We start from the raw sequence: 19377 nt of genomic DNA on the forward strand, positions 1-19377 counted from the left end.
TTTTTCCATCAGATTACTGCAGCTCTGAGAGGATGCGGAAAATTTCCGTATTATCGAAGCATCCGGAAAATTCCTGCTGCCCGTTGCCAAAAGCGTACACCGTGACGGGCCCTGCCGTATGTCCGTCCGTAGAGAAGGAAATATCCGCCTTTTTCTGAAGGATAGCAAAAAGCGCATCCCGTATCTCTGATTTTTCGCCCGCCCGGTAAGCCTCCAGCAGTTCCTTTTCCTCTTCTTCCAGAAGTAATGTGCCGGAAGAGCCAAGCCCCAGATAATGATCAATCATATCCAGAAATTCCTGCTCGTCCGCATTTTCTTCCAGCAGCTCCCGGATATAGCCATCCACACGGCTCCAGCTCGCGCGCTGTGTCTCAAGCGGCGCAAGATCATATCCTGCCGGAAGCGTAACGCCGCCGGTTTCATGGTCTGCCAGCACAATAATCAGCGTTTCTTCCGGATGCCGTCGGTAAAATTCCACTGCCTCCGCGACCGCGTCTTCCAGCGCCGCCACCTCATAAACTGCGCTTGCCAGATCCCCCTGGTGAAGTGCAGAATCAATCATAGCCGACTCCGCCGCAAGAAAGAAACGCTCCTTTTTTTCCAGAATCCCGATTGCTTCCCGCGTGATATCCGCCAGTGAAACCGTTTCAGTCCCATACTCCTCCATGCGCAGCCGGTCAATTTCATACTCCATAAAAGGAGCCGAATATTCTCCCTCGCAGGTCACAAGCATCGGACCGTCATCCGCGTCTGTCTCCGCCGGCATATCTCCGGTGCCCGGTTCTTCCGCTTCATCCGGCATTTCTCCGTCACCAGTTTCTTCTGCTTCACCTTCATCCAGAATTTCCGCCGCATCCACAATAATCCAGCCGCGTTTTCCCGCCTCTTCCAGAAGTGCGGCACTCTCCATATCCTCAAGCAGAAAGCCGCCGCCTCCCAGTACGTCCAGGAAATCGCTCCGGATCGCCTGTCCGGCAAGGCTGTCATATTCCGCCCGGTCCTTTGCTTCTGCGTAGAACCCCGCCGGAGTAGCATGATTCAGCGGAGCAGTTGAAAGCACGCCAACTGCCCACCCTGCTTCTTCCAGCAGGATGGCAGCCGATTCCCAGCCGGTCGTTCCTTCCCGGTCCATCCCGATTCTTCCGTTTTTCGTCTTATGCCCGCATATCATCGCCGTAATGGCAGCCGCTGAATCTGTCACTTCACCGTAAACGTTGTCCGTATCCATGAAACCCGTGACCGGAAATTCCTGGAAAGAAGGCCTGTGGTCAAGCAGTTTTTCAGCCGCCTTCGTCACTCCATTTCCCATTCCGTCCCCAATAAACAGAAAAACATACTTCGTCTTCGGTCTGACCGGATGTACATGCGCCGCCAGCAGACCGGCTCCCGCTGCAAACACACAGACTGCCGCCGTCCATGCAATTCTTTTTTTATTCATTCGTCACCCCACGGTTATGTTCCTTTCTGGTAATTTTCCCCCATTCCTTCTTATTTTTCCGGTAATTGAAAAATGCGCTGGTGCGGAAAATGGAGATAAGCTGCCGGAAACCAAGGCACTCAATAAAAGAAAACGCGATTACCATAACTACCTGTGACAGCTTCACCTCCGTCGCTCTGGACGAGGTGATATACATGCGTGAGAAAAAGGTAATCATCGTCACTACCGCACTGAAAAAAATAAACAGGAAAAAATACGTTATCATAAACTCATAGTCTATCATTTCCAGCCAGATGGCGAGTACAATATTAATCGCGCCAATAATCTCGATCAGCGGTCCGAGACACTCCATCAGCAGATAATATGTCATGGAAAAAAAGCTCACCAGACCGTATTCCGGGTTGAAAATAATATCCCTGTGCAGCATAATACTCTGAATCATGCCCGTATGCCAGCGCCTGCGCTGTTTTCTGAGGTCATTCAGCGACTCCGGCACCTGTGTCCAGCAGATTGCTTCCTGTTCGTGGACAATTTTATAATCGATCCGGTTGCTGCGGCAGAAATGGTGAAGCTTTACCACCAGCTCCATATCCTCGCCGATAATATCGCTGTCATATCCTCCGCACCGCAGCACAAGTTCCTTCTTAAACATCCCGCAGGCGCCGGAAATAATCATATTTCCGCCCCAGAAATCAAACAGGATCCTGCTTCCCAGAAAAGAGCGGCAGTATTCCAGCATCTGCAGAAGCACAATAATTTTTTTCGGAAAATACTGCTCTTTTACTTCCCCGTTGACAATAGCCGCCTGATTGGCGATCTGAATCATCCCGCCGCAGGCAACCACCCGCTTATCCTCCAGAAAAGCTTCCATCATCCTTCTTACCGCCGTCGGCTGCAGAACAGAGTCTGCATCAATACTGACAAAATGGCTGTAACGCGAAGCGTTAATTCCCATATTGAGAGCATCCGCTTTGCCTCCGTTTTCCTTACAGATCAGCGTGATCCTGGCGCCTTCCCCGACGCTTTCCCACACGCTGACCGCCTTTTTCGTGGGAATCCTGCGCTGGATGGGACGCTCCGCCTTTATCAGATGAAATTCCTCAATCAGCTTCCGGGCAGTGTCATCCGAAGAGCCGTCGTCTACCACAATAATCTCATATTCGGGATAATCCATCTGACGCAGGGAATGCACCGTATCCAGAATCGTGACTTCCTCATTATATGCCGGAACCAGAATTGATACCGGAATATAATTATCATCGTGGTACAGATACATTTTTCTCCGGAAAGTTCTTGTCTTTGCCTTCCGGTGCATCGCAACAGCTCCGCCGATTGCCGACATAAATAAAAACACGGAATATGCCAGCATATAAAAGAAAAAACATACATTCAGAAACTCTACCAGCACCCTAAGCCATGCCATACGCGCCCTCCTTTCTGCCGTTCAGGGCATATTGCAGAATGTCGCGGGCGTACAAATCTTTTCCGCATAAAATCTCTTCGATATCCTCCTGCTGCGCCATTGTCACAAGCGACATGGCATTGTTATAACGGACATGCCAGTTTTTATCGCTGACACGTGCTTTTAACTGCTCCGCTGTCCGCCTGCATGGATAATGAGCCAGAGATTTGGCGGCGATTGCAGCGTATTCCCACTCTCCGGACGCGGCATAGTCCAGCAAAATGTCCAGCGTTTCCTCATCCCGGTATCTTGCAAACAGCTTCAAAACGGCAATCCGCACTTCCTTGTCCTCCTTCGCGTCCCGCATCCGCTGCTTTAATATCCTTACAACGCTTTCATCCGCCCGCTCATCCAGCGCCGAAATAATCCCCACCTGGATGTAGCTTTTCAGTTTTTTCATTTCCGGAAGAATCGCTGCGAAAAATCCCCGTTTGTCCTGACACTCCATCAGCGCATCCGTTATCATCTTCTGGTTTACCTCAATATCCAGACGGTTAATACGCAGAAGCGACAGGCGTGCATAATTTCCGTCATTCATCCGGCAGATACTGTGAAACGCTTCTGACTGAATATCTATATTTTCTGTCTTCTGCATATCAAATATAAAACGAATGCTCTGCGTTGTCCGGATTCTGTATTTTCCAAGAAGCATAATCAGATATGCCTGTATGATTTCTTCAGAATCGCGATATGCATGGAGAACCATATGCATCCACAGCTCCAGCATGGACCGGAAGCCGTCTCCGCTCTTCGCTTCCTTTTGCATCTCGTCCCAGGCCTGCTCCAGAATCAGAAGAGTTCCGGATGTGTGCAGCCTGCTGCGGAACTGTCTGCCCAGCTCTTCGCGCAGCTTTTCATTCTCCCGGTACAGCTCAAGCTGCTGCCCGAAAAAACGCTTCCATTTTTCCTTCTGTTTTTTCTGACTGCGGCGCCGGTATTGCCGGTGTATAATCTCATAGCAGTTAAACAGCCCGATACAGAGGCAAAAAAACAGGCACAAATATAAAATCAGCAAATTATTCTGCTGCAGAATCTGCATATCATCCCTCCTCGCTGTACTCCCGGTAAATTTCCTGTATATATGCATAAGACTTTTTCAGCCGTTCATGCCATGTGGGATCCTCATCCCAACCCTTCAGTGCAAAGGCTTCCATTCCCGCATCATGCAGCTCTTTCCGACCAGCAGTCTGAAGTCCGACGTGGATTTCATCAATTTTCAGATTTTCCACCCCGTAATACACATAATAATCATCGTGGATCTTCATCTCAGAGGGGTCGGAAAAATTCAGCAGCAGCCACGGCAGCCGGATCTCAATGTCCTTTTCCTGGATATAAAAATCCGCAATGGAATAAAAGTCCTCCGACTCTGGATTCGCATTTCCAGGATTCAGCTTTCCGGTATCAAAAATCTGCGGCTTCGTCTTTACGCCCTCGGAAATCTCAATCGGTCCTCTCAGATACTGATAAATCGTATGGAAAACCGTGCTGTCCTTCTGAGGCTGGTTCAGAAACGCATCCTCATTGTTCCAGATATCCCTGCGGAAATTCGCATAGACCATATCATAATATTCCTGGACCGTAACGGCAGAATTTTCTTCTCCGTCTATCGTAATCAGAAAATCCACCGGATACTGGAAGGAAAGCCCCGTTTCTTCCTCGCAAAGCGCTCCCGAATTCGGCGTGATATCGAGCGGAATATAATACTTTTTCCCGTCCACTCCCGCATCGTCGTGAATGCGGAAATACAGAAACTTCTCATCATACTGGAGCGAGAGCGAACAGCCATCTGCCGAGAGCAGCGGTTCCACCTGTTCCCAGTCCGCAATGCTGTCGTCCACATAGCAGATACTTTCTTCCTCTCCCGGATCGAACGTCAGCAGCCCGAAGGACTGTTCATTCGTCTGAAAGTCGCTCCAGAACACGTTTCTTGTCAGATCAACGCCCGGCCACGTATTCCACGTTCTCTTAAACCATTCATCCTGCCATTCAAAAACAATCCCGCCCACACAACCAGCCTCGCGGATATCCTTATAAAGCTCCTGCAGCTCCTCGCCCTGCTGTTTTTCATCCGTGTTTCCCTGGTCAAAGCCCCGCGCTTCGTCATAGCGCGCAATACCGCGCGAGGAGGGAATGCCGAATTCCGCAATGACCACCGGAACAGAGTGGTGCTCATTTAAATCCATCAGATATCTGCGATAGGGATTGCTTCTTCCTTCTTCATCTATGTACTGGGAATACCGTTCTTCAAATTCATAAAACAGCGGATAATATGGATAAACGTGATAGGAAGCAAAGGTTCCGGACAACACGTTTTCCTTAAATATAATGTGCTCGACATCCAGATGCGCAAGATTACTGCTCTGATTAATCTTCCATGTGGCGTGCTCCAGCGGATCCGTCTCCGGCCAGTTTGAGAATGCCACCAAACGCTGTTCCCTGTATTTTCCTGTTTCGTAACGCAGCAGCTCGTCTCCCACCTCAGCCAGCATACACTCGAAAGGCGTCGCCTCCTCTGAAGTACAGATATATTCCCCGTCGTATCCGGTAATCTCCGCCTTTTTATCATCCGTATACAGCACGAGGTCGCTCTCCCATTCCACACCGATGATATAGCCAAGCACGTAGGGTGAAACGTCCCATTTAAAGGTTCCGTATGCATATTTCTCTGTATAGGGAATTTTTTTCCTGCCATGTATGACATCGCTGACTACCCGCACATCCTTCTGCAGCTCACCGCGCATTTCATCCGAATAAGCATCCAGATGGGAGCGCATGGCATAATCATCCACCCATACGCCTTGAATAAGATAAAGCGGCCTGGGATTGTCTTTATTATAGTCATACAGCGCATGGTAGAAATTTTCGCCCTGTATCGTATATACGCGGATGACATTTGCCTCCATCTCCTGAATCAGCTGAAACCACCGCATATACATCTCATAAGTAATTTTGTATTCCGTCGCAAAACCGGAGGGCATACCGGACCCTACATTAACACCGCGGATATCGATGGATGACCAGGTATCCTCTGACCGCAGAAAAATCTCTTTTCCCTCGGTCTTTACAAAAACCTCCGGTTCTCCCTGGCGCAGCGGAAGGTACCATTCCGTCTGATAATAGATGTAATTTCCGGCAAGAAAAAGGGCCGCCGCTGCCAGACATACAAGCAGAAATTTTTTCATGTCAGTTATACTCCTTTACACTGGATTCGGCGCAGAACTGCTTCAGGATATCAATGTGCTCATCCATAAAGGTTCCCCGCTCATGAATACAGGTTTTCAGCTGCTCTATTGCCTCTTCGTAGCTATGCAGATCTCTGGAGCGCGGATGCAGCTCCGGTTTCTGGAAGGAATAGCCCCATACCTCAAAATTTCTGTCAATCGCATCTCCAAGGTATGCTCTGGTATCATCCAGATACTGCATCAGGTATTCTTCACTCAGCACACTCTCCCGAAGCTCATGGTAGCGTTTGATCACAAGGTCCACAAAAATTTCATCCCTGCAGAGCATGACAAACCACGGATAACTCTTCATATTAAAATCATTCACCGGAAAGGCTTTTGCCTTGAAGTTATCAAAGCAGTTGTTAAAGTCCCACACCGGTCCCATCGTCAGCTTTCCGCGCAGATCCTTATAGGCATAAGTAGACAGCACTCCCGCATCCATATTCATAGAAAACTCGTTGATAATAAAATAATCCACAAAGGAATCGACGTCCAGATACCTGGCATAGCCGTAGTCCCACTCATCATAATCCAGGGAATACAGCGCCTTTTCAATATCGCTCAGATCATCCCGGATGTATTCCTTCCATACGTCCGTCAGTTTGCCCGCAGAGGGATAGTTGATGCCCACTTCGTTCGCCGTCTTTGCCGTATAGGTACCGAAATTGTTCAGCGGAACCTCCTGCTGCCCCTCACGTTCTCTGGATATCAGATAACTGGTCTCCGTCTGTCCCTTTTCTATTTCCGTGAGGTTCAGACGGTTCTCGCTGACCTTGATCTTCTCAATCATCAGATACAGTCCCATATACTCTCCGTTCAGCATCATCTCACAGAACCGCACATTGGGCGCCCAGTCCATAATTTCTCCCGAAATGTTGTACATCATATAATTCCGCATCAGCGTTTTATCAAGATACGGCGCATTCAGAACCCAGTCAGATTCCGCCTTCATTCCCATGACCGGATAATCTGCTTCTTTATCAGAGCCTTTTTCTTCTACAAAAGTAATACGGTACTGTTTTTTATCGAAACGACTGGAACTGTTTCCGCGGATTCTGATTTTTGCCCATGTATCCACCTGCGGCGTATCTTCCGGATAGTTGTAGGTGTCCTCATTATTAATGATGGAAATCTTACAGTCCACCGTCTCTTCCTGTATAATTTCATTTCCCTGCGTATCGATCAGCACCAGTGGAAGGTGTGTAGAAAACCGCTCATTGTAATCTTCCGGAACCTCTTTTGCACTGTCTTCCATATGCTGATGTATACGGGTCTCCTGTGTGATCGTCCGGCTTTTCTCCCCATTCGCCCAGAGAATTACGAGGGCTGTGCAGAAAAGCAGAATCATGCAGTATACTTTTCTCTTCAATGTTTTATCTCCCGTCCGCTTTGCCGTCTCCTGTCAGCAGCCTTCATGGCGCTTTTGTTTCTATTCTTTGCCGGAATCTTTAACGACTGAAATCGTCTGTCTGGGAAACAAGGTTTGCTGTCTCCACGCCTTCTATCGCCAGCAGCTTGTCCAGCAGATGCTCTTCGTTTGCATCCAGCGCTTTTTTCAGAGGTCTGGCGCCGATCTCATAAATCAGCTCCGCCGTAAGCTGTTTTTCGTTGCGCACTCTGAGCTGCGGCCGTCTGATATAATTGAATACCACAGATTCCGCCGCTTTCACGCTGGCAGAAGTACAGCGGATAATCAGCATATATTTTCCGTCCTCATGTACCTGCCCCATAATGATAAGAAACAGAAGCAGAACAATCGTTCCGAGCGCCGCGATCGTATACTGGGATACCCCGCAGCAGATTCCTACGGCAATAGTCCAGAAAATAAATGCCGTATCCCTTGCATCCTTGACTGCCGTGCGGAACCGGACGATGGACAATGCACCCACCATACCGAGTGACAGCGCAATATTGTTGCTGATAACCGTCATTACCATTGTAGAAATCAGCGTCATCATAACCAGAGAAATGTTAAAACGTTTACTGTATGCCACCCCTGTATAAGTCGCCCGGTAGGCAATGTAAATAACCATGCCAATCACAAGCGCCACGATAATATTCAGAAAAAAGCTTTCGGCAGTGCGGTCCCCCAGACTCATCACTCCGCTGAAGTTTTCGATGATATAGTCTTTCATGAATTTCCTCTCTTTCCTTAACAGGTTAATCTTGATATTATGTATTTACTGTTGGCAGTCTGAAGTTTATCCAGCGATTTCAGCGTCTCCTTCAAAAAAGAAGGCAGAAACTGATTATATTTTACCTCCAGCACTCCGCTGTCGCTGCCCTGAATGGGAACGCCATGTATCTCTTCATCAAAGAACTGCCCCGTATACTGCGCCGCGCGGACATTCCAGTCATACGTGATCCGGATGTCGCCCATATCATAGAGATAAGCGAGCCGCTCATATTCCACGATCACCTTCGGGCGATATCCGCCAAGCGTAAGCTCCAGATACAATTCATTCAGCCTCTCCTCCTGCATATCCAGGAGCACGCTGAAGTTCCCTCTTATCACCTCCAGCGCCTGTTCCCGGCTGAGTGTAAAGCTATGCTTAATCTGGTCGCTGCCGGCTTTTCGCTTGTGTTCCAGCTTAATCAGCGACATGTCCGGAGCGTAAACGCGCAGCCGCACTTTCGCTTTCCGGTACATTCCGGCAAGTCCCATCTCCAGATCTCTGTCATGCAGCGAATCAAAGTACAGCGAACGGACGCGGTAGGGCGTGTCCCGGCAATGCGCGTCCCGCTGAAGCTGCAGCGCAAGTATTCTGTCCACCCTTGCAAAATCATACATCGATGCGGGAAATTTCAATTCCTTCCGATATACCGTATTCATGGTACTCCTCCTCTCATCCTCTGTATTTTCCAGGCGTTTGCGAAACGCCTGAACCGGCATAAATTCAGGATTTTTTGTTATAAAATCGCTTCATAATTGCCTGATTTTCATGCAGTATAACAAAATTTTTTCTCTTTTTCAGCACTTTTGCAAAGCTGGGCAAAAATGCGGCAAAACTGGGCACCCAAATCCTCTTTCCCGGCAAAATTTCTCTCGTCTGCCGGTAATTGTATCTTTATTATACTGAGAAAAAAGGGAAATTTCTATTACCCGTTTTACCCCCTGAAATGGGTAATACCCGCAGACGTCTCTGCGGGTATTTTTATTGCAGCATATACTGTTTCAAGTCTTTTCTGTTATCTATATCCAACTTTTTCATTGCCTGGGAGATATGGTGTTTCACTGTATTCGCCGATATATTCATGTGTTCGCCGATTTCCGCGTTCGTCCAACCCCTGGCAGCAAGCATGGCGGCGGCAAACTCTGTCGTGCTGAGATCATCTGCCACCTCATGCCCGGTTTCGGGATTATGGACCTTTCTCCATCCGGCAGAAAATTCGTAGGTGATGTTAATGATCCGTTTAAAATCTTCCGGCCATTTCTGCTTGATCACGCTCTCCAGCATTCCTCCTAACAGCCCGTGATGCTCCCCAAATCCTTCGATCAGATCATCCGGGCGTGCCAGTTCCCACGCATCCAGAAGATGCCTTTCTGCCATTTGGGGCTGTTTCAGGCTCATATAATCCATAACGGCTGCCAGATGCAGATAAATGGCGGGTATCGGATACTGCTCCGCTCCCATAGCCAGTGCACACTCTATGATTCCAATACTTCTTTCATAGTTTTTCTGCAAATAAGAGAAATGAGCTTCTACATACAATGCCCAGGCCCGATGTCCCAGGGGCAGGCGGGACAGGAATTCCTGTGCAGACGGCATTTCTTCCGGTAGCGGCAGATGCAAAAGGACAGACGCTCCAGCCGCAATGAAAGCGCCGATCACCTTTGCCTGCGGGTTTCTCTTTTGATCCTCCTTCAATGAATTCCGGATTTCCTCCAACACCTGTTTTGCCTTGTCGATCTGCCCGACAGACAGATTTGCAAAAGCACAGATCATACAGGCGGAAAGACGCAGCTCCATATTTTTACAGATCAGATATTCTTCTGCCTTCTGTTTCGCCTTTTCTGGTTGGCCACTGAAGTAATAATATTCCGCAAATGCAATATCTTTTCTTGCTCCGTCTTTCATATTTGCGAGCAGTTCCCTGCAGCTTCCCGGCTGAAACGGCGTGTTCATCAGCGGCATGAGATTTTGAAAGGACGGATTTCTGGTAACTGTCTGCTTTTTCCCATTTCTCCTGGGGTCTTCCGGCCTCACTGCACCGGAAGGAATCTCCCATGCAATACCGGATTTCCTCGCCCCTTTAATCCGCCCCTGGGCGCAATATCTTTGAATAAGCCGTACAGATATATTCCATTTCTCTGCTGCTTCCTTCGCCGTCATAAATTCCATCGTTATAATCCTCTCTTTTTCTGCGAACACTTTTGTTTTGTTCGCATCTTCCGATTTAGTTATACGCCGTTTTATTTCTGTTCGCAAGGATATTTTGATTTTATGCGGCTGCGGCATCTTTATCCACACCAATTTCCTTTTTACATTTTTGACTTCATCCTGCATCAGCACTTTTGCAAAGCTGGGCAAAAATGCGACAAAACTGGGCAACCCGAATTCCCCCATATCCATTGACATCCGGCAAACCTGCTTGTTACACTATAAACAGATGAACGAATGGGAGATTTTTATGAAACAATTACCGAAACTGATCGCTGCATTATTTCTCGCTGTCCTGCTTTGTATCCCCGCCGTTTTTGCGGTTTTTTATTACACACAGCCGATGGAAGATGTATCTTACGAGCTTTTCCAGTTTGCTGACGATGGCGAAGAATATTGGAATGGCGGAGACGGATGGACTGTTTATACGGAAGAAGCAGGCAGACAGACGGAACTGGTCGCTAATGGCATCGGAGGCTATACGGGACTTGCTTATTCCGGGCAGACTTTTTATTATTCAAAAGAACTGACGGAAGAATCCGACAGCCCTATGCTGAAAATAGACGCCGCCAACCGGACGGTCAGCGTTTTTCTTGACGGGAAAATAATCTACACCGACTGTCCCGAACTGGATAACCGGATCGGATATCTTGCGCTTCCCATGATGGAGTATGACCGGTCGGAACCTGTTACCGTCTCTCTGCCTCCGGATTATCATGGGAAAACTCTGACCATCGCACAATCCACAGCCGCCTCGGAAAAGCAGGGAGATGATGGAACCGTCTGGCCCTGCGAGGTCACTCTGTACTGCGGATACGCTTATGAGAGCGGTCTGATTGCTTCCAGCGCCCGGACAATGATTCCTGCCGTGCTGTTGTTTTCTCTGCTCCTTTTCCTGCTTGCAGTGTTTATCTGGAATGCTTCACAGGGCGCGTTTACGGCAAAGCCGCTGGTCTTTGCCCTTGCCGTCCTGTTTCAGATGTGTGGTATTTTGTCGGAGGCCGATTTCTTTTACCAGTATTTTGGTACGCTCCCCATTGATCTGACAGATATGTTTTTCCATTTTTCTGTCGGGGCGTTCCTGCTGTTTCTCACCCTGTATGCTTCCCGGCTGCGCCTGCTGTTTGCCGCAGCCACTCTCCTGCAGTGGATCAGCGTGCTGCTGTCTTTTTCCATACAGACAGGAAAATTTCTGGAATATGGAGATTTGTATGTGTTTTTTATGAATCTTCCACAGATTACAGGATTTCTTGCACTGGCGGCTGCTCTTACCGGAACATTTATTCTCTGGAAACGTGGAGTCCCTTTTTTCCGTCATATGGGGCAGACTGCCCTGTTTCTCATGATTGGCTATCTGTTGTTTCTCGCTGTCAGCATCCCCATTTTGCCGGACTATGCCGCCAGTGTGTTTACACGTCTGGCACAGGGAGTGATCATGCTCCTTCCTAAATTTGCTTTAACCCTGCTGTGGAATCTTTGCCTGCTTTCCGGTCTTGCCGCAGTGCTTTTTGATTTTATCGAACAGGTGTCCAGACGACGCACCGAACTTGAGGTGCTGTCCTCCAAGAACCGTCTCGCACTCGAAAGTTATGAGAACCTGCGCCTGCAATCAGAAGAAGTTATGATGCTGCGCCATGATACTGTGAAACACTATACGCTGCTGCACACCATGATAAAAGAAAATCCGGAACAGGTTTCCGGTTATCTGGAGGAGCTGATCGGGCAGACCAAGCGGATACGCCCTGTCATATCCTGCCGGAACCAGACGCTGAATATCCTGCTGAACGGAAAACTGGGCATGGCAAAGGCAAAAGGAATTGAAACAGAAATTGACCGCTGCGATGCGCCGGAAAAGCTGCCGCTTTCCGAGCCGGAGCTCTGCTCCCTTATTTTGAATATTCTGGACAATGCCATAAACGCCGCCTCAGTTTCCCAAAAGCCATTGATCCGGCTGGATTTCCATTGTAAAGCACAGCACTTTGTCTTTTCCTGTGAAAACTCTGTGCCGGATAAAACTTCTGACAATATAAAAACACCCACACCGGAGCATAGGTATGGTCTGAAAATCATCCGCCAGATTATGAAGCGTTTCGGAGATAATATGCTCTCCATTGAGCAGACCGGAAACATCTACCGGATTACGGCAGTGATTCCTCTCTGATTCCGTTTTTACCTTTCGATATGGTTCTAGCTTTTCATATAATCAAAAAAAGCCTGCCGCACTTCTTTTACACGGTGCTTGCTGACCGGAACGCTCCGGCCATCCGTAAGTTCCATCGAAGAAGTGCGGAAATTTTTTACATGGCTGAAGTTTACGAGAAAACTCTGATGGCACCGTACAAACCCCTGCCCCGAAAGCATTTCCTCCAGTTCCTTCATAGAAAGACTGGTATCCCATTCCTGTGTTTCCTGCATGATTCTGCTTTTTCTTCCGATAATTTCAATATAATAAATTTCTTTCGGCGCAATCTTCCTCATGTATCCGTCCGCCGGAAGAAGAAGCTCTTTACAGCTGCGCAGTTTCCCATAACAGAAACGCACTGCCTCCGTAAGTTTTTCTATTTCCAATGGTTTTGCCAGATACCTTGCGGCAGCCACTTCATAACCCTGCAGAGCCATCTCCCGGTTACTGGATATGAACACAATCTCTGTCTCAACCTTTTGGTTTCTCAGCGCTCTTGCCAGTTCCATTCCATCCTGCGCCGGCATCAGCACATCCAGCAGAAGCAGCGCATACTCTTTCCCGTTCTGTATCTCCTCCAGAAGTTCTTTTGCCGTCCCATAGCAGACGATTTCCGCCCGGATTTTTTCTGCCCGGCACACTTCTTCTGCCATTTTTCGGATCTGCTCTCTGTCCGCCTCTTCATCATCACAGACAGCTATATGAAACGGATACTTTCTCATTCGTACCACCTCAAATTTATTTCTCAGATGTTTCGGTTTTCATTATAGCATTTCCAGCAGATTCTTTCAAACCAACTTATTCACGTTTTTGTCGTATGCATGGCAACAAAAAATCCCCATCTTCCGATGAGGATTTTTGTCTGTCATTCACTGATGCATATAAATCATCCGGCAGATCTATCTTCTCTGGCGGACGATCTCGTATGCCATCACGCCCGCTGCCACCGATGCGTTGAGGGAGTCGATGTCTCCCTTCATCGGTATGGAGGCGATGAAGTCGCAGTTTTCCCGCACGAGGCGGCTGACGCCCTCGCCTTCGCTGCCGATCACAAGTCCGATGGGTCCCTTTAAATCAAGATCATACATCGGCGTGCCGTTCATGTCGGCACACACGAACCAGATACCCTTCTGCTTCAGCTCCTCAATGGTCTTGGCAAGATTTGTCACCTTTGCCACCGGCGTATAGTTTAAGGCCCCCGCCGAGGTTTTCGCCACTGTGGCAGTCAGTCCGACAGCCCGACGCTTTGGAATGATCACGCCGTGCGCGCCCGCAAGGTTCGCGGTACGGATGATCGCACCCAGATTGTGCGGATCCTCAATGCCGTCCAGCAGGAACAGAAACGGCGGTTCGCCCTTTTCCTCTGCAATTTTCAGAATATCGTCCACCTCCGCGTACTCATACGCAGCTGCGCAGGCGATCACTCCCTGATGCCTGCCCGTCTCGCTCATCTGGTCAAGACGTTCTTTTGCAACAAATTGCAGAAGAGTGTCATGCTTTTTCGCCTCCCGGATAATCGTGCGCACCGGACCGTCCTGGCAGCCGTCAAGCACAAACAGCTTGTCAATCGGCTTGCCGGAACGAAACGCTTCGATCACCGCATTTCTTCCCTCTATCGTCAATTCTTCATATCTCATATGTTTCCCTCACTGTATGTCATTTCCGCGATATTTCAGGCAGCTCCGCCGTCAGTCTCCGTAAAGCTTCCGGCAGACTGCTCCGTCCCTCATCTTGGCAATATTCCAGGCAGACTGCTCCGCCTCTCATCTTCGCAATATTCCAGGCAGACTGCTCCGCCTCTCATCTTCGCAATATTCCAGGCAGACTGCCGCGCCGCTAATCTGCACCGTTGTCCGGACAGTTTTCCGGACCGCCCTTTTCTGTCTGCAGTCCGACCTGCATAAGATCGACAATCCGCGTCATATCCTTTTTCAGATACAGGTAGCCCATCAGCGCCTCCAGCCCGGTCGCCTTGTGATAATCGGAATGGGTGGCATTTTTCGCCTTCGTGTGCGGCTTTGCGTTATGCCCTCGCCGGTAAATGGCAAGCTCCTCCTCTGTCAGAAGCGGCATGATTCTTTCGATCATTGCCGCCTGGGCGGAGGCTTTCACCAGCATACTCGCCTTTTTGTGCAGCTTTTGCACCTGGCAGTTATGCTGACGGACAAGTATCGTGCGGATAACCAGATCAAAAATATCATCCCCGATATACGCCAGCACCAACGGAGAATACTCCCGGAGGTCAGCCTCCGGGAGTTTTAATTTTTCGTCAAGGTAAGCAAGAAAATCTACGCTCTCTCCCATTTTACACCTTCTCTGGTATCCTTCAGGATAATACCTTTGCCTGACAGAATATCGCGGATCTCATCGGCGCGCGCAAAATTCTTTGCTTTTCTCGCTGCCTGGCGCTCCTCGATCAGCGCTTCAATGTCTGCATCCAGCATTTCTTCTTTTCTCTCAACGATCAGGCCAAGAATATCAGAAAGCTCCACGATTTTATCCTTCGCAACTTCCGCAAGCGCCTTCGAACTGTTCTCTGTCACATTGGTATTGGCAAATTTTACCAGCTCAAAAATCGCAGAAATCGCATCCGCTGTGTTAAAATCATCATCCATCGCGTCGTCAAATTTCTTCTCATATTCCGCAAGCGCCTTCTGCGTCTCTGCCTCCGACTCCGTGAGCGTCTCCTGTGACGCATTACCCGCGAGGAATTTCAGATTTTCCACTGCATTGACAATACGGTTCAGACCGTTTCCTGCCGCTTCCATCAGTTCCGCGCTAAAATTAAGCGGGCTGCGGTAATGCGCGCTGAGCATAAAGAAGCGCAGCACCTGCAGGTCATATTTTTCGCTGATTTCACGCACAGTGAAGAAGTTGCCCAGAGATTTGGACATCTTGCGGTTGTCAATATTCAAAAAGCCGTTATGCATCCAGTAACGCGCAAAAATCTTTCCGTTACAGCACTCGCTCTGCGCAATTTCATTTTCGTGATGCGGGAAAATCAAATCCTCCCCGCCCGCATGGATGTCAATTTCTTCTCCGAGATATTTTTTCGCCATCACGGAGCACTCGATATGCCAGCCCGGACGTCCCTGGCACCACGGGGATTCCCAATACGGCTCCCCTTCTTTTTTCGGCTTCCAGAGCACGAAATCCAGCGGGTCCTCCTTCTGCTCTTCTCCGGACACCAGCAGCGAGCGGTTTCCACCGCGCAGGTCGTCCAGATTTTTATGTGACAATTTTCCGTATTCTTTGAATTTGCGTGTACGGAAATAGACTGTGCCGTCTGCCGCCGGATAAGCATAGTCCCTCTCAATCAGAGTGGAAATCATCTCGATCATCCCGTCGATTTCCTGTGTCGCAAGCGGATGTGTGGTGGCAGGCTTTACGTTCATACCCTCCATGTCCTTCTTGCACTCCGCAATGTAGCGCTGGGAGATCTCGTCCGCCGTGACGCCCTCCTCCATTGCCTTCTTGATAATTTTGTCATCCACATCCGTGAAATTCGACACGAAGTTTACTTCGTAGCCCTTGTGCTCCATGTAACGGCGCACCGTGTCGAACACGATCATCGGGCGCGCGTTGCCTATATGGATATAGTTATAGACCGTCGGCCCGCAGACATACATGCTCACCTTCCCCGGCACCAGCGGCACAAATTCTTCTTTTTGCTTTGAAAGCGTGTTATATATTTTCATAGTCCAGACTCCGTATTGTATATAGTTTTCGTTGTCTTCCCTAGTGTATTAAATTTTTCCGGTTTTGTCAACTGATGGAACGGCCCCTACACTAATTCATTGAAATACAGCGGATGCAGCGGCCCTATCCCTGCCGCCTCCAGCACCGGATGCGGACGAATGCCAAAGAGTGCGTCCGTCAGCTCCTGTATCGTCATTTCCAGACAGGGCAGATTCTGAAACTGCCGGCTCATCGCTTCACCAGAAATCACAGATTTCTCTGGCACCGCCTCATTGGAAATCACAGATTGCTCCGGTGCCGCCTCACCGGAGCCGGGATTTTCAACCCGCTCCAGCCTGCCTCCGTCTCCGGATACCTGCAGATAAAACCAGCCGTTGTTCTGCGCTATCCATTTATCTTCTATATGAAGACAGCACGCAAAAGGCGTGTTCGCGCGAAGCAATTTCGCCATTGAAAACAGGTTTGTGATGCGTACCATCGTCATCGGACGCCAGGAGTATTCCCTGCCGGAAACTCCGCTGATTTCGGTGCCGGGAACAAATCCGCTCACCTTTACCGGCAGCTCCTCCCGGAAGTGCTCTGTCACTGTCCGGAGCGCCTGCGCATACAGGAGTGGGTCTTTTGTATCCAATACCAGCTCCCAGACCTCCGCTGCATCCTCAAGACCGGTAAAACACCAGCCCCACAGGCGCAGCTTTTTCCCGGAATTACTCTCGCCGGTTTCCGCATATGCCACCCCGTCGGTTTTACCGCACGCCTCTCCCGGCTCTTCTTCTGTGTAAAACAAGAGGATCCCGCCGTTGACCGCCTCCTGCTCCTTCCAGATTCTCTCATAGTATGCGGTATCGCGTTTCGTATGCATCACGCCGCTTTCCGACAGCACGCGCTCCGAAAAATCTGCCAGCTCTGCAAGCTGTGAATACTTTGCGTGCCTGCAGATAATTCCGCCCCCGGAAGCTCTCTGCCCGCGTAAATTTCCGGTACCGGTGATTTTCTGCCTGCTCTGGATCCCGGCGCCCCCGGAAGCTTTTCCGCCGTATGCCGCCATATCAGATTCTTTTAGCGATGCAGCGCGCACTTCCACCGCTTCCTCTTCCGTCCGCGCCGGGCCAAACACACTCCCAAGCGTCAGTATGTTCTGATAATAGACCGTCCGGAATCCGAACGGCAGATAAATTTTTTCCGACGCCGGCATCAGATAAACAAACGGCTCACCCTCCCTGAAGCTATCAGCAAACGCCTCCAGCAGCAGCTTCTTCATACGTCCCTGGTGACGATATTCCTCTTTTGTTGCAACCGCTACAATGTAGGAGCTGTCCGCCTGCATATCTCCCACACAGATTCGGTAGGGATTGCGGTGCAGCATAGAGACCGCCTGTCCGTTTTCCCAATCCGTGTAGATTTTATTGTGATCTGCCACATATGCATCATAATAATCCAGAAACTGCTGTGTATCCTCCTCAAAGACCATCTCCCAGAGGGCGCGGCTCGCACTTTTCACTTTTTGCGTATTCCACACACCAGATATCCCATCCATCTTCCGCGAACTATCTATATCAGATGCTTTGTCCTCCTTCTGCCCGCTATACATATCAGACGCTTTGTCCTCCTTCTGCCCGCTATACATATCAGACACTTTGCCCGCCTTCTGCCCGCTATGCATATCAGCCGCTTTACCCACCTTCTGCCCGTTATGCATATCAGACACCTTGTCCACCTTCCGTCTGCTATGCATATCAGACACCTTGTCCACCTTCCGTCTGCTATGCATATCAGACACCCTGTCCGCAGCCGCCGCAGCTCTGACAACCTCCGCCGCAACCACCCGCGCTCATATAATCATATTCCATCTGCGAAATATCCACCAACGGCATCAGCAGGCAGATCGCCTGCGCCGAGATACCCTCTCCGCTTCCGGTAAAGCCCAGGCCTTCCTCCGTCGTTGCCTTGATATTCACCTGACTCTCCTCGATACCCAGCGCATCCGCAACGTTCTTTACCATCTGCGGCATGTAGGAGAGCAGCTTCGGACGCTGCGCGATAATGGTCGCGTCAATATTTTCAATTACATAATTATGCTCCTCAAGAAGATCTCCCACATGCTTCAGAAGCAGAATGCTGGAGATCCCCTCATATTTCGGATCGGTATCCGGAAAATGCTTGCCGATGTCCCCAAGCGCAGCCGCTCCAAGCAGCGCATCCATAATTGCATGAACCGCAACATCCGCATCCGAATGCCCAAGCAACCCCTTCTCATATGGTATTTCCACTCCGCACAAAATCAGTTTCCTGCCTTCCATCAGCCGATGCACATCATATCCCATTCCAACTCTCATATCCGCCGCTCCTTTTCTTCTTTATCGTGACCCCCGCCTCCGCAATCTCCATAATACGTCCCGGAAGCAATTCCGAAGCCGGGTGCTGTTTTCCCTTCCACATTACCACAAAATAAAAAACACCGCAAGGCTATCCCTACGGTGCTTCTCATGTTTTCCTGTTCGCAGATCTTGCAGAAACAATTAAGCCTCTGTCTCTTCCTCTGCCGGAGCTTCGGTTGTCTCAGCTTCTGCCGGAGCGTCTGTCTCGTCTTCTGCCGGAGCTTCCGTTGTCTCAGCTTCTGCCGGAGCATCTGTGGTTGCTTCTGTGGTTGCTTCTGTGGTTGCTTCTGTAGTTGCTGCCGGAGCTTCTGTCTCAGCATCTTTGCTGCCGCATCCAACTGCTACCATACCTACTACTGCTGCTACTGCTAATAATGTAACTACATTTCTCTTCTTCATTTCAAAATCCTCCTCAAAATTCAATGCATCCAAAAACTGCATACCTCTTTATTACGTATGATATTCTAGCATATATTCTTGAAAAAACAATATTCAGAATCATAAGATTTTGTGAAGATTTCGTGAAAAATTATGCAAAAAGTATAAATTAGCAATCGCGTTCTCTATATTTACAAACAATACCGCGCTATCAGCGCTGCAATTTCAGCATTT

At 49.2% G+C, this 19377-nt stretch carries 16 protein-coding genes; 1 reads left to right on the forward strand and 15 read right to left on the reverse strand.

Annotated features, from left to right (window positions below; genetic code table 11):
- Positions 1-13 precede the first annotated feature (13 nt).
- The 8 genes from ACLU9Q_RS02190 to ACLU9Q_RS02225 form a co-directional block, all read right to left on the reverse strand.
- The gene (locus ACLU9Q_RS02190) at positions 14-1438 is read right to left on the reverse strand and encodes an alkaline phosphatase (protein ID WP_412624601.1); all 1425 of its coding nucleotides are present in this window, start codon (positions 1436-1438) and stop codon (positions 14-16) included.
- Positions 1431-2861 (reverse strand): glycosyltransferase family 2 protein, encoded by a 1431-nt coding sequence (locus ACLU9Q_RS02195; protein ID WP_412624602.1) that lies wholly within the window; start codon positions 2859-2861, stop codon positions 1431-1433. The genes ACLU9Q_RS02190 and ACLU9Q_RS02195 overlap by 8 nt, the downstream gene beginning before the upstream one ends.
- Positions 2848-3939 carry a HEAT repeat domain-containing protein gene (locus ACLU9Q_RS02200; RefSeq protein ID WP_412624603.1) on the reverse strand — a complete coding sequence of 364 codons (1092 nt, stop codon included), beginning with the start codon at positions 3937-3939 and terminating at the stop codon, positions 2848-2850. Before ACLU9Q_RS02200 ends, ACLU9Q_RS02195 begins: the two co-directional genes overlap by 14 nt.
- 1 nt (position 3940) lies before the next feature.
- On the reverse strand, positions 3941-6082 hold the full coding sequence (locus ACLU9Q_RS02205; RefSeq protein WP_412624604.1) for a hypothetical protein: 2142 nt from the start codon (positions 6080-6082) through the stop codon (positions 3941-3943).
- A gap of 1 nt (position 6083) precedes the next feature.
- Positions 6084-7493, reverse strand: a complete 1410-nt coding sequence (locus ACLU9Q_RS02210; protein ID WP_412624605.1) for a CotH kinase family protein — start codon at positions 7491-7493, stop codon at positions 6084-6086.
- A gap of 79 nt (positions 7494-7572) precedes the next feature.
- Positions 7573-8259 carry a DUF4956 domain-containing protein gene (locus ACLU9Q_RS02215; RefSeq protein ID WP_412624606.1) on the reverse strand — a complete coding sequence of 229 codons (687 nt, stop codon included), beginning with the start codon at positions 8257-8259 and terminating at the stop codon, positions 7573-7575.
- Between the two features lie 17 nt (positions 8260-8276).
- Positions 8277-8957 carry a polyphosphate polymerase domain-containing protein gene (locus ACLU9Q_RS02220; RefSeq protein WP_412624607.1) on the reverse strand — a complete coding sequence of 227 codons (681 nt, stop codon included), beginning with the start codon at positions 8955-8957 and terminating at the stop codon, positions 8277-8279.
- 322 nt (positions 8958-9279) lie between these two features.
- On the reverse strand, positions 9280-10467 hold the full coding sequence (locus tag ACLU9Q_RS02225; protein ID WP_412624608.1) for a LuxR C-terminal-related transcriptional regulator: 1188 nt from the start codon (positions 10465-10467) through the stop codon (positions 9280-9282).
- 289 nt (positions 10468-10756) lie between these two features.
- Between ACLU9Q_RS02225 and ACLU9Q_RS02230 the strand changes: the two genes are divergently transcribed.
- The gene (locus tag ACLU9Q_RS02230) at positions 10757-12667 is read left to right on the forward strand and encodes a sensor histidine kinase (RefSeq protein ID WP_412624609.1); all 1911 of its coding nucleotides are present in this window, start codon (positions 10757-10759) and stop codon (positions 12665-12667) included.
- Positions 12668-12693: 26 nt separating this feature from the next.
- Here the strand turns inward: ACLU9Q_RS02230 and ACLU9Q_RS02235 are convergent, their stop codons facing one another.
- The 7 genes from ACLU9Q_RS02235 to ACLU9Q_RS02265 all read right to left on the reverse strand — a co-directional run bounded on the left by ACLU9Q_RS02235 (position 12694) and on the right by ACLU9Q_RS02265 (position 19164).
- Positions 12694-13410, reverse strand: coding sequence for a LytR/AlgR family response regulator transcription factor (locus ACLU9Q_RS02235; RefSeq protein WP_412624610.1), 717 nt, complete (start codon positions 13408-13410; stop codon positions 12694-12696).
- A 177-nt stretch (positions 13411-13587) separates the two neighbouring features.
- Positions 13588-14325, reverse strand: coding sequence for a 23S rRNA (guanosine(2251)-2'-O)-methyltransferase RlmB (rlmB, locus tag ACLU9Q_RS02240; protein WP_302592779.1), 738 nt, complete (start codon positions 14323-14325; stop codon positions 13588-13590).
- Positions 14326-14524: 199 nt separating this feature from the next.
- Positions 14525-14992, reverse strand: a complete 468-nt coding sequence (locus ACLU9Q_RS02245) for a Mini-ribonuclease 3 (RefSeq protein WP_302592777.1) — start codon at positions 14990-14992, stop codon at positions 14525-14527.
- Positions 14977-16386, reverse strand: a complete 1410-nt coding sequence (gene cysS / locus ACLU9Q_RS02250) for a cysteine--tRNA ligase (protein WP_302592775.1) — start codon at positions 16384-16386, stop codon at positions 14977-14979. The genes ACLU9Q_RS02245 and cysS overlap by 16 nt, the downstream gene beginning before the upstream one ends.
- An 86-nt stretch (positions 16387-16472) precedes the next feature.
- Positions 16473-18158 carry a GNAT family N-acetyltransferase gene (locus ACLU9Q_RS02255; RefSeq protein WP_302592774.1) on the reverse strand — a complete coding sequence of 562 codons (1686 nt, stop codon included), beginning with the start codon at positions 18156-18158 and terminating at the stop codon, positions 16473-16475.
- A gap of 1 nt (position 18159) precedes the next feature.
- Positions 18160-18723 (reverse strand): 2-C-methyl-D-erythritol 2,4-cyclodiphosphate synthase, encoded by a 564-nt coding sequence (gene ispF, locus ACLU9Q_RS02260; RefSeq protein WP_302592773.1) that lies wholly within the window; start codon positions 18721-18723, stop codon positions 18160-18162.
- A 183-nt stretch (positions 18724-18906) separates the two neighbouring features.
- A complete protein-coding gene (locus ACLU9Q_RS02265) occupies positions 18907-19164 on the reverse strand; it encodes a hypothetical protein (protein ID WP_298512306.1) in 258 nt (85 codons plus the stop codon).
- Between the last annotated feature and the right edge of the window lie 213 nt (positions 19165-19377).

This window comes from Marvinbryantia sp. (assembly GCF_047017445.1).
Lineage (GTDB): Bacteria > Bacillota > Clostridia > Lachnospirales > Lachnospiraceae > Marvinbryantia.

Excerpts from the sequence above, each read along its gene's own strand:
- ACLU9Q_RS02195 (WP_412624602.1), bottom strand. The coding sequence starts at position 2,861 with ATGGCATGGCTTAGGGTGCTGGTAGAGTTTCTGAATGTATGTTTTTTC.
- ACLU9Q_RS02200 (WP_412624603.1), bottom strand. The coding sequence starts at position 3,939 with ATGCAGATTCTGCAGCAGAATAATTTGCTGATTTTATATTTGTGCCTG.
- ispF (WP_302592773.1), bottom strand. The coding sequence starts at position 18,723 with ATGAGAGTTGGAATGGGATATGATGTGCATCGGCTGATGGAAGGCAGG.
- ACLU9Q_RS02235 (WP_412624610.1), bottom strand. The coding sequence starts at position 13,410 with ATGAGAAAGTATCCGTTTCATATAGCTGTCTGTGATGATGAAGAGGCG.
- ACLU9Q_RS02220 (WP_412624607.1), bottom strand. The coding sequence starts at position 8,957 with ATGAATACGGTATATCGGAAGGAATTGAAATTTCCCGCATCGATGTAT.
- ACLU9Q_RS02245 (WP_302592777.1), bottom strand. The coding sequence starts at position 14,992 with ATGGGAGAGAGCGTAGATTTTCTTGCTTACCTTGACGAAAAATTAAAA.
- ACLU9Q_RS02205 (WP_412624604.1), bottom strand. The coding sequence starts at position 6,082 with ATGAAAAAATTTCTGCTTGTATGTCTGGCAGCGGCGGCCCTTTTTCTT.
- ACLU9Q_RS02265 (WP_298512306.1), bottom strand. The coding sequence starts at position 19,164 with ATGAAGAAGAGAAATGTAGTTACATTATTAGCAGTAGCAGCAGTAGTA.
- cysS (WP_302592775.1), bottom strand. The coding sequence starts at position 16,386 with ATGAAAATATATAACACGCTTTCAAAGCAAAAAGAAGAATTTGTGCCG.
- ACLU9Q_RS02215 (WP_412624606.1), bottom strand. The coding sequence starts at position 8,259 with ATGAAAGACTATATCATCGAAAACTTCAGCGGAGTGATGAGTCTGGGG.
- rlmB (WP_302592779.1), bottom strand. The coding sequence starts at position 14,325 with ATGAGATATGAAGAATTGACGATAGAGGGAAGAAATGCGGTGATCGAA.
- ACLU9Q_RS02190 (WP_412624601.1), bottom strand. The coding sequence starts at position 1,438 with ATGAATAAAAAAAGAATTGCATGGACGGCGGCAGTCTGTGTGTTTGCA.
- ACLU9Q_RS02225 (WP_412624608.1), bottom strand. The coding sequence starts at position 10,467 with ATGGAATTTATGACGGCGAAGGAAGCAGCAGAGAAATGGAATATATCT.
- ACLU9Q_RS02255 (WP_302592774.1), bottom strand. The coding sequence starts at position 18,158 with ATGCATAGCAGACGGAAGGTGGACAAGGTGTCTGATATGCATAGCAGA.
- ACLU9Q_RS02230 (WP_412624609.1), top strand. The coding sequence starts at position 10,757 with ATGAAACAATTACCGAAACTGATCGCTGCATTATTTCTCGCTGTCCTG.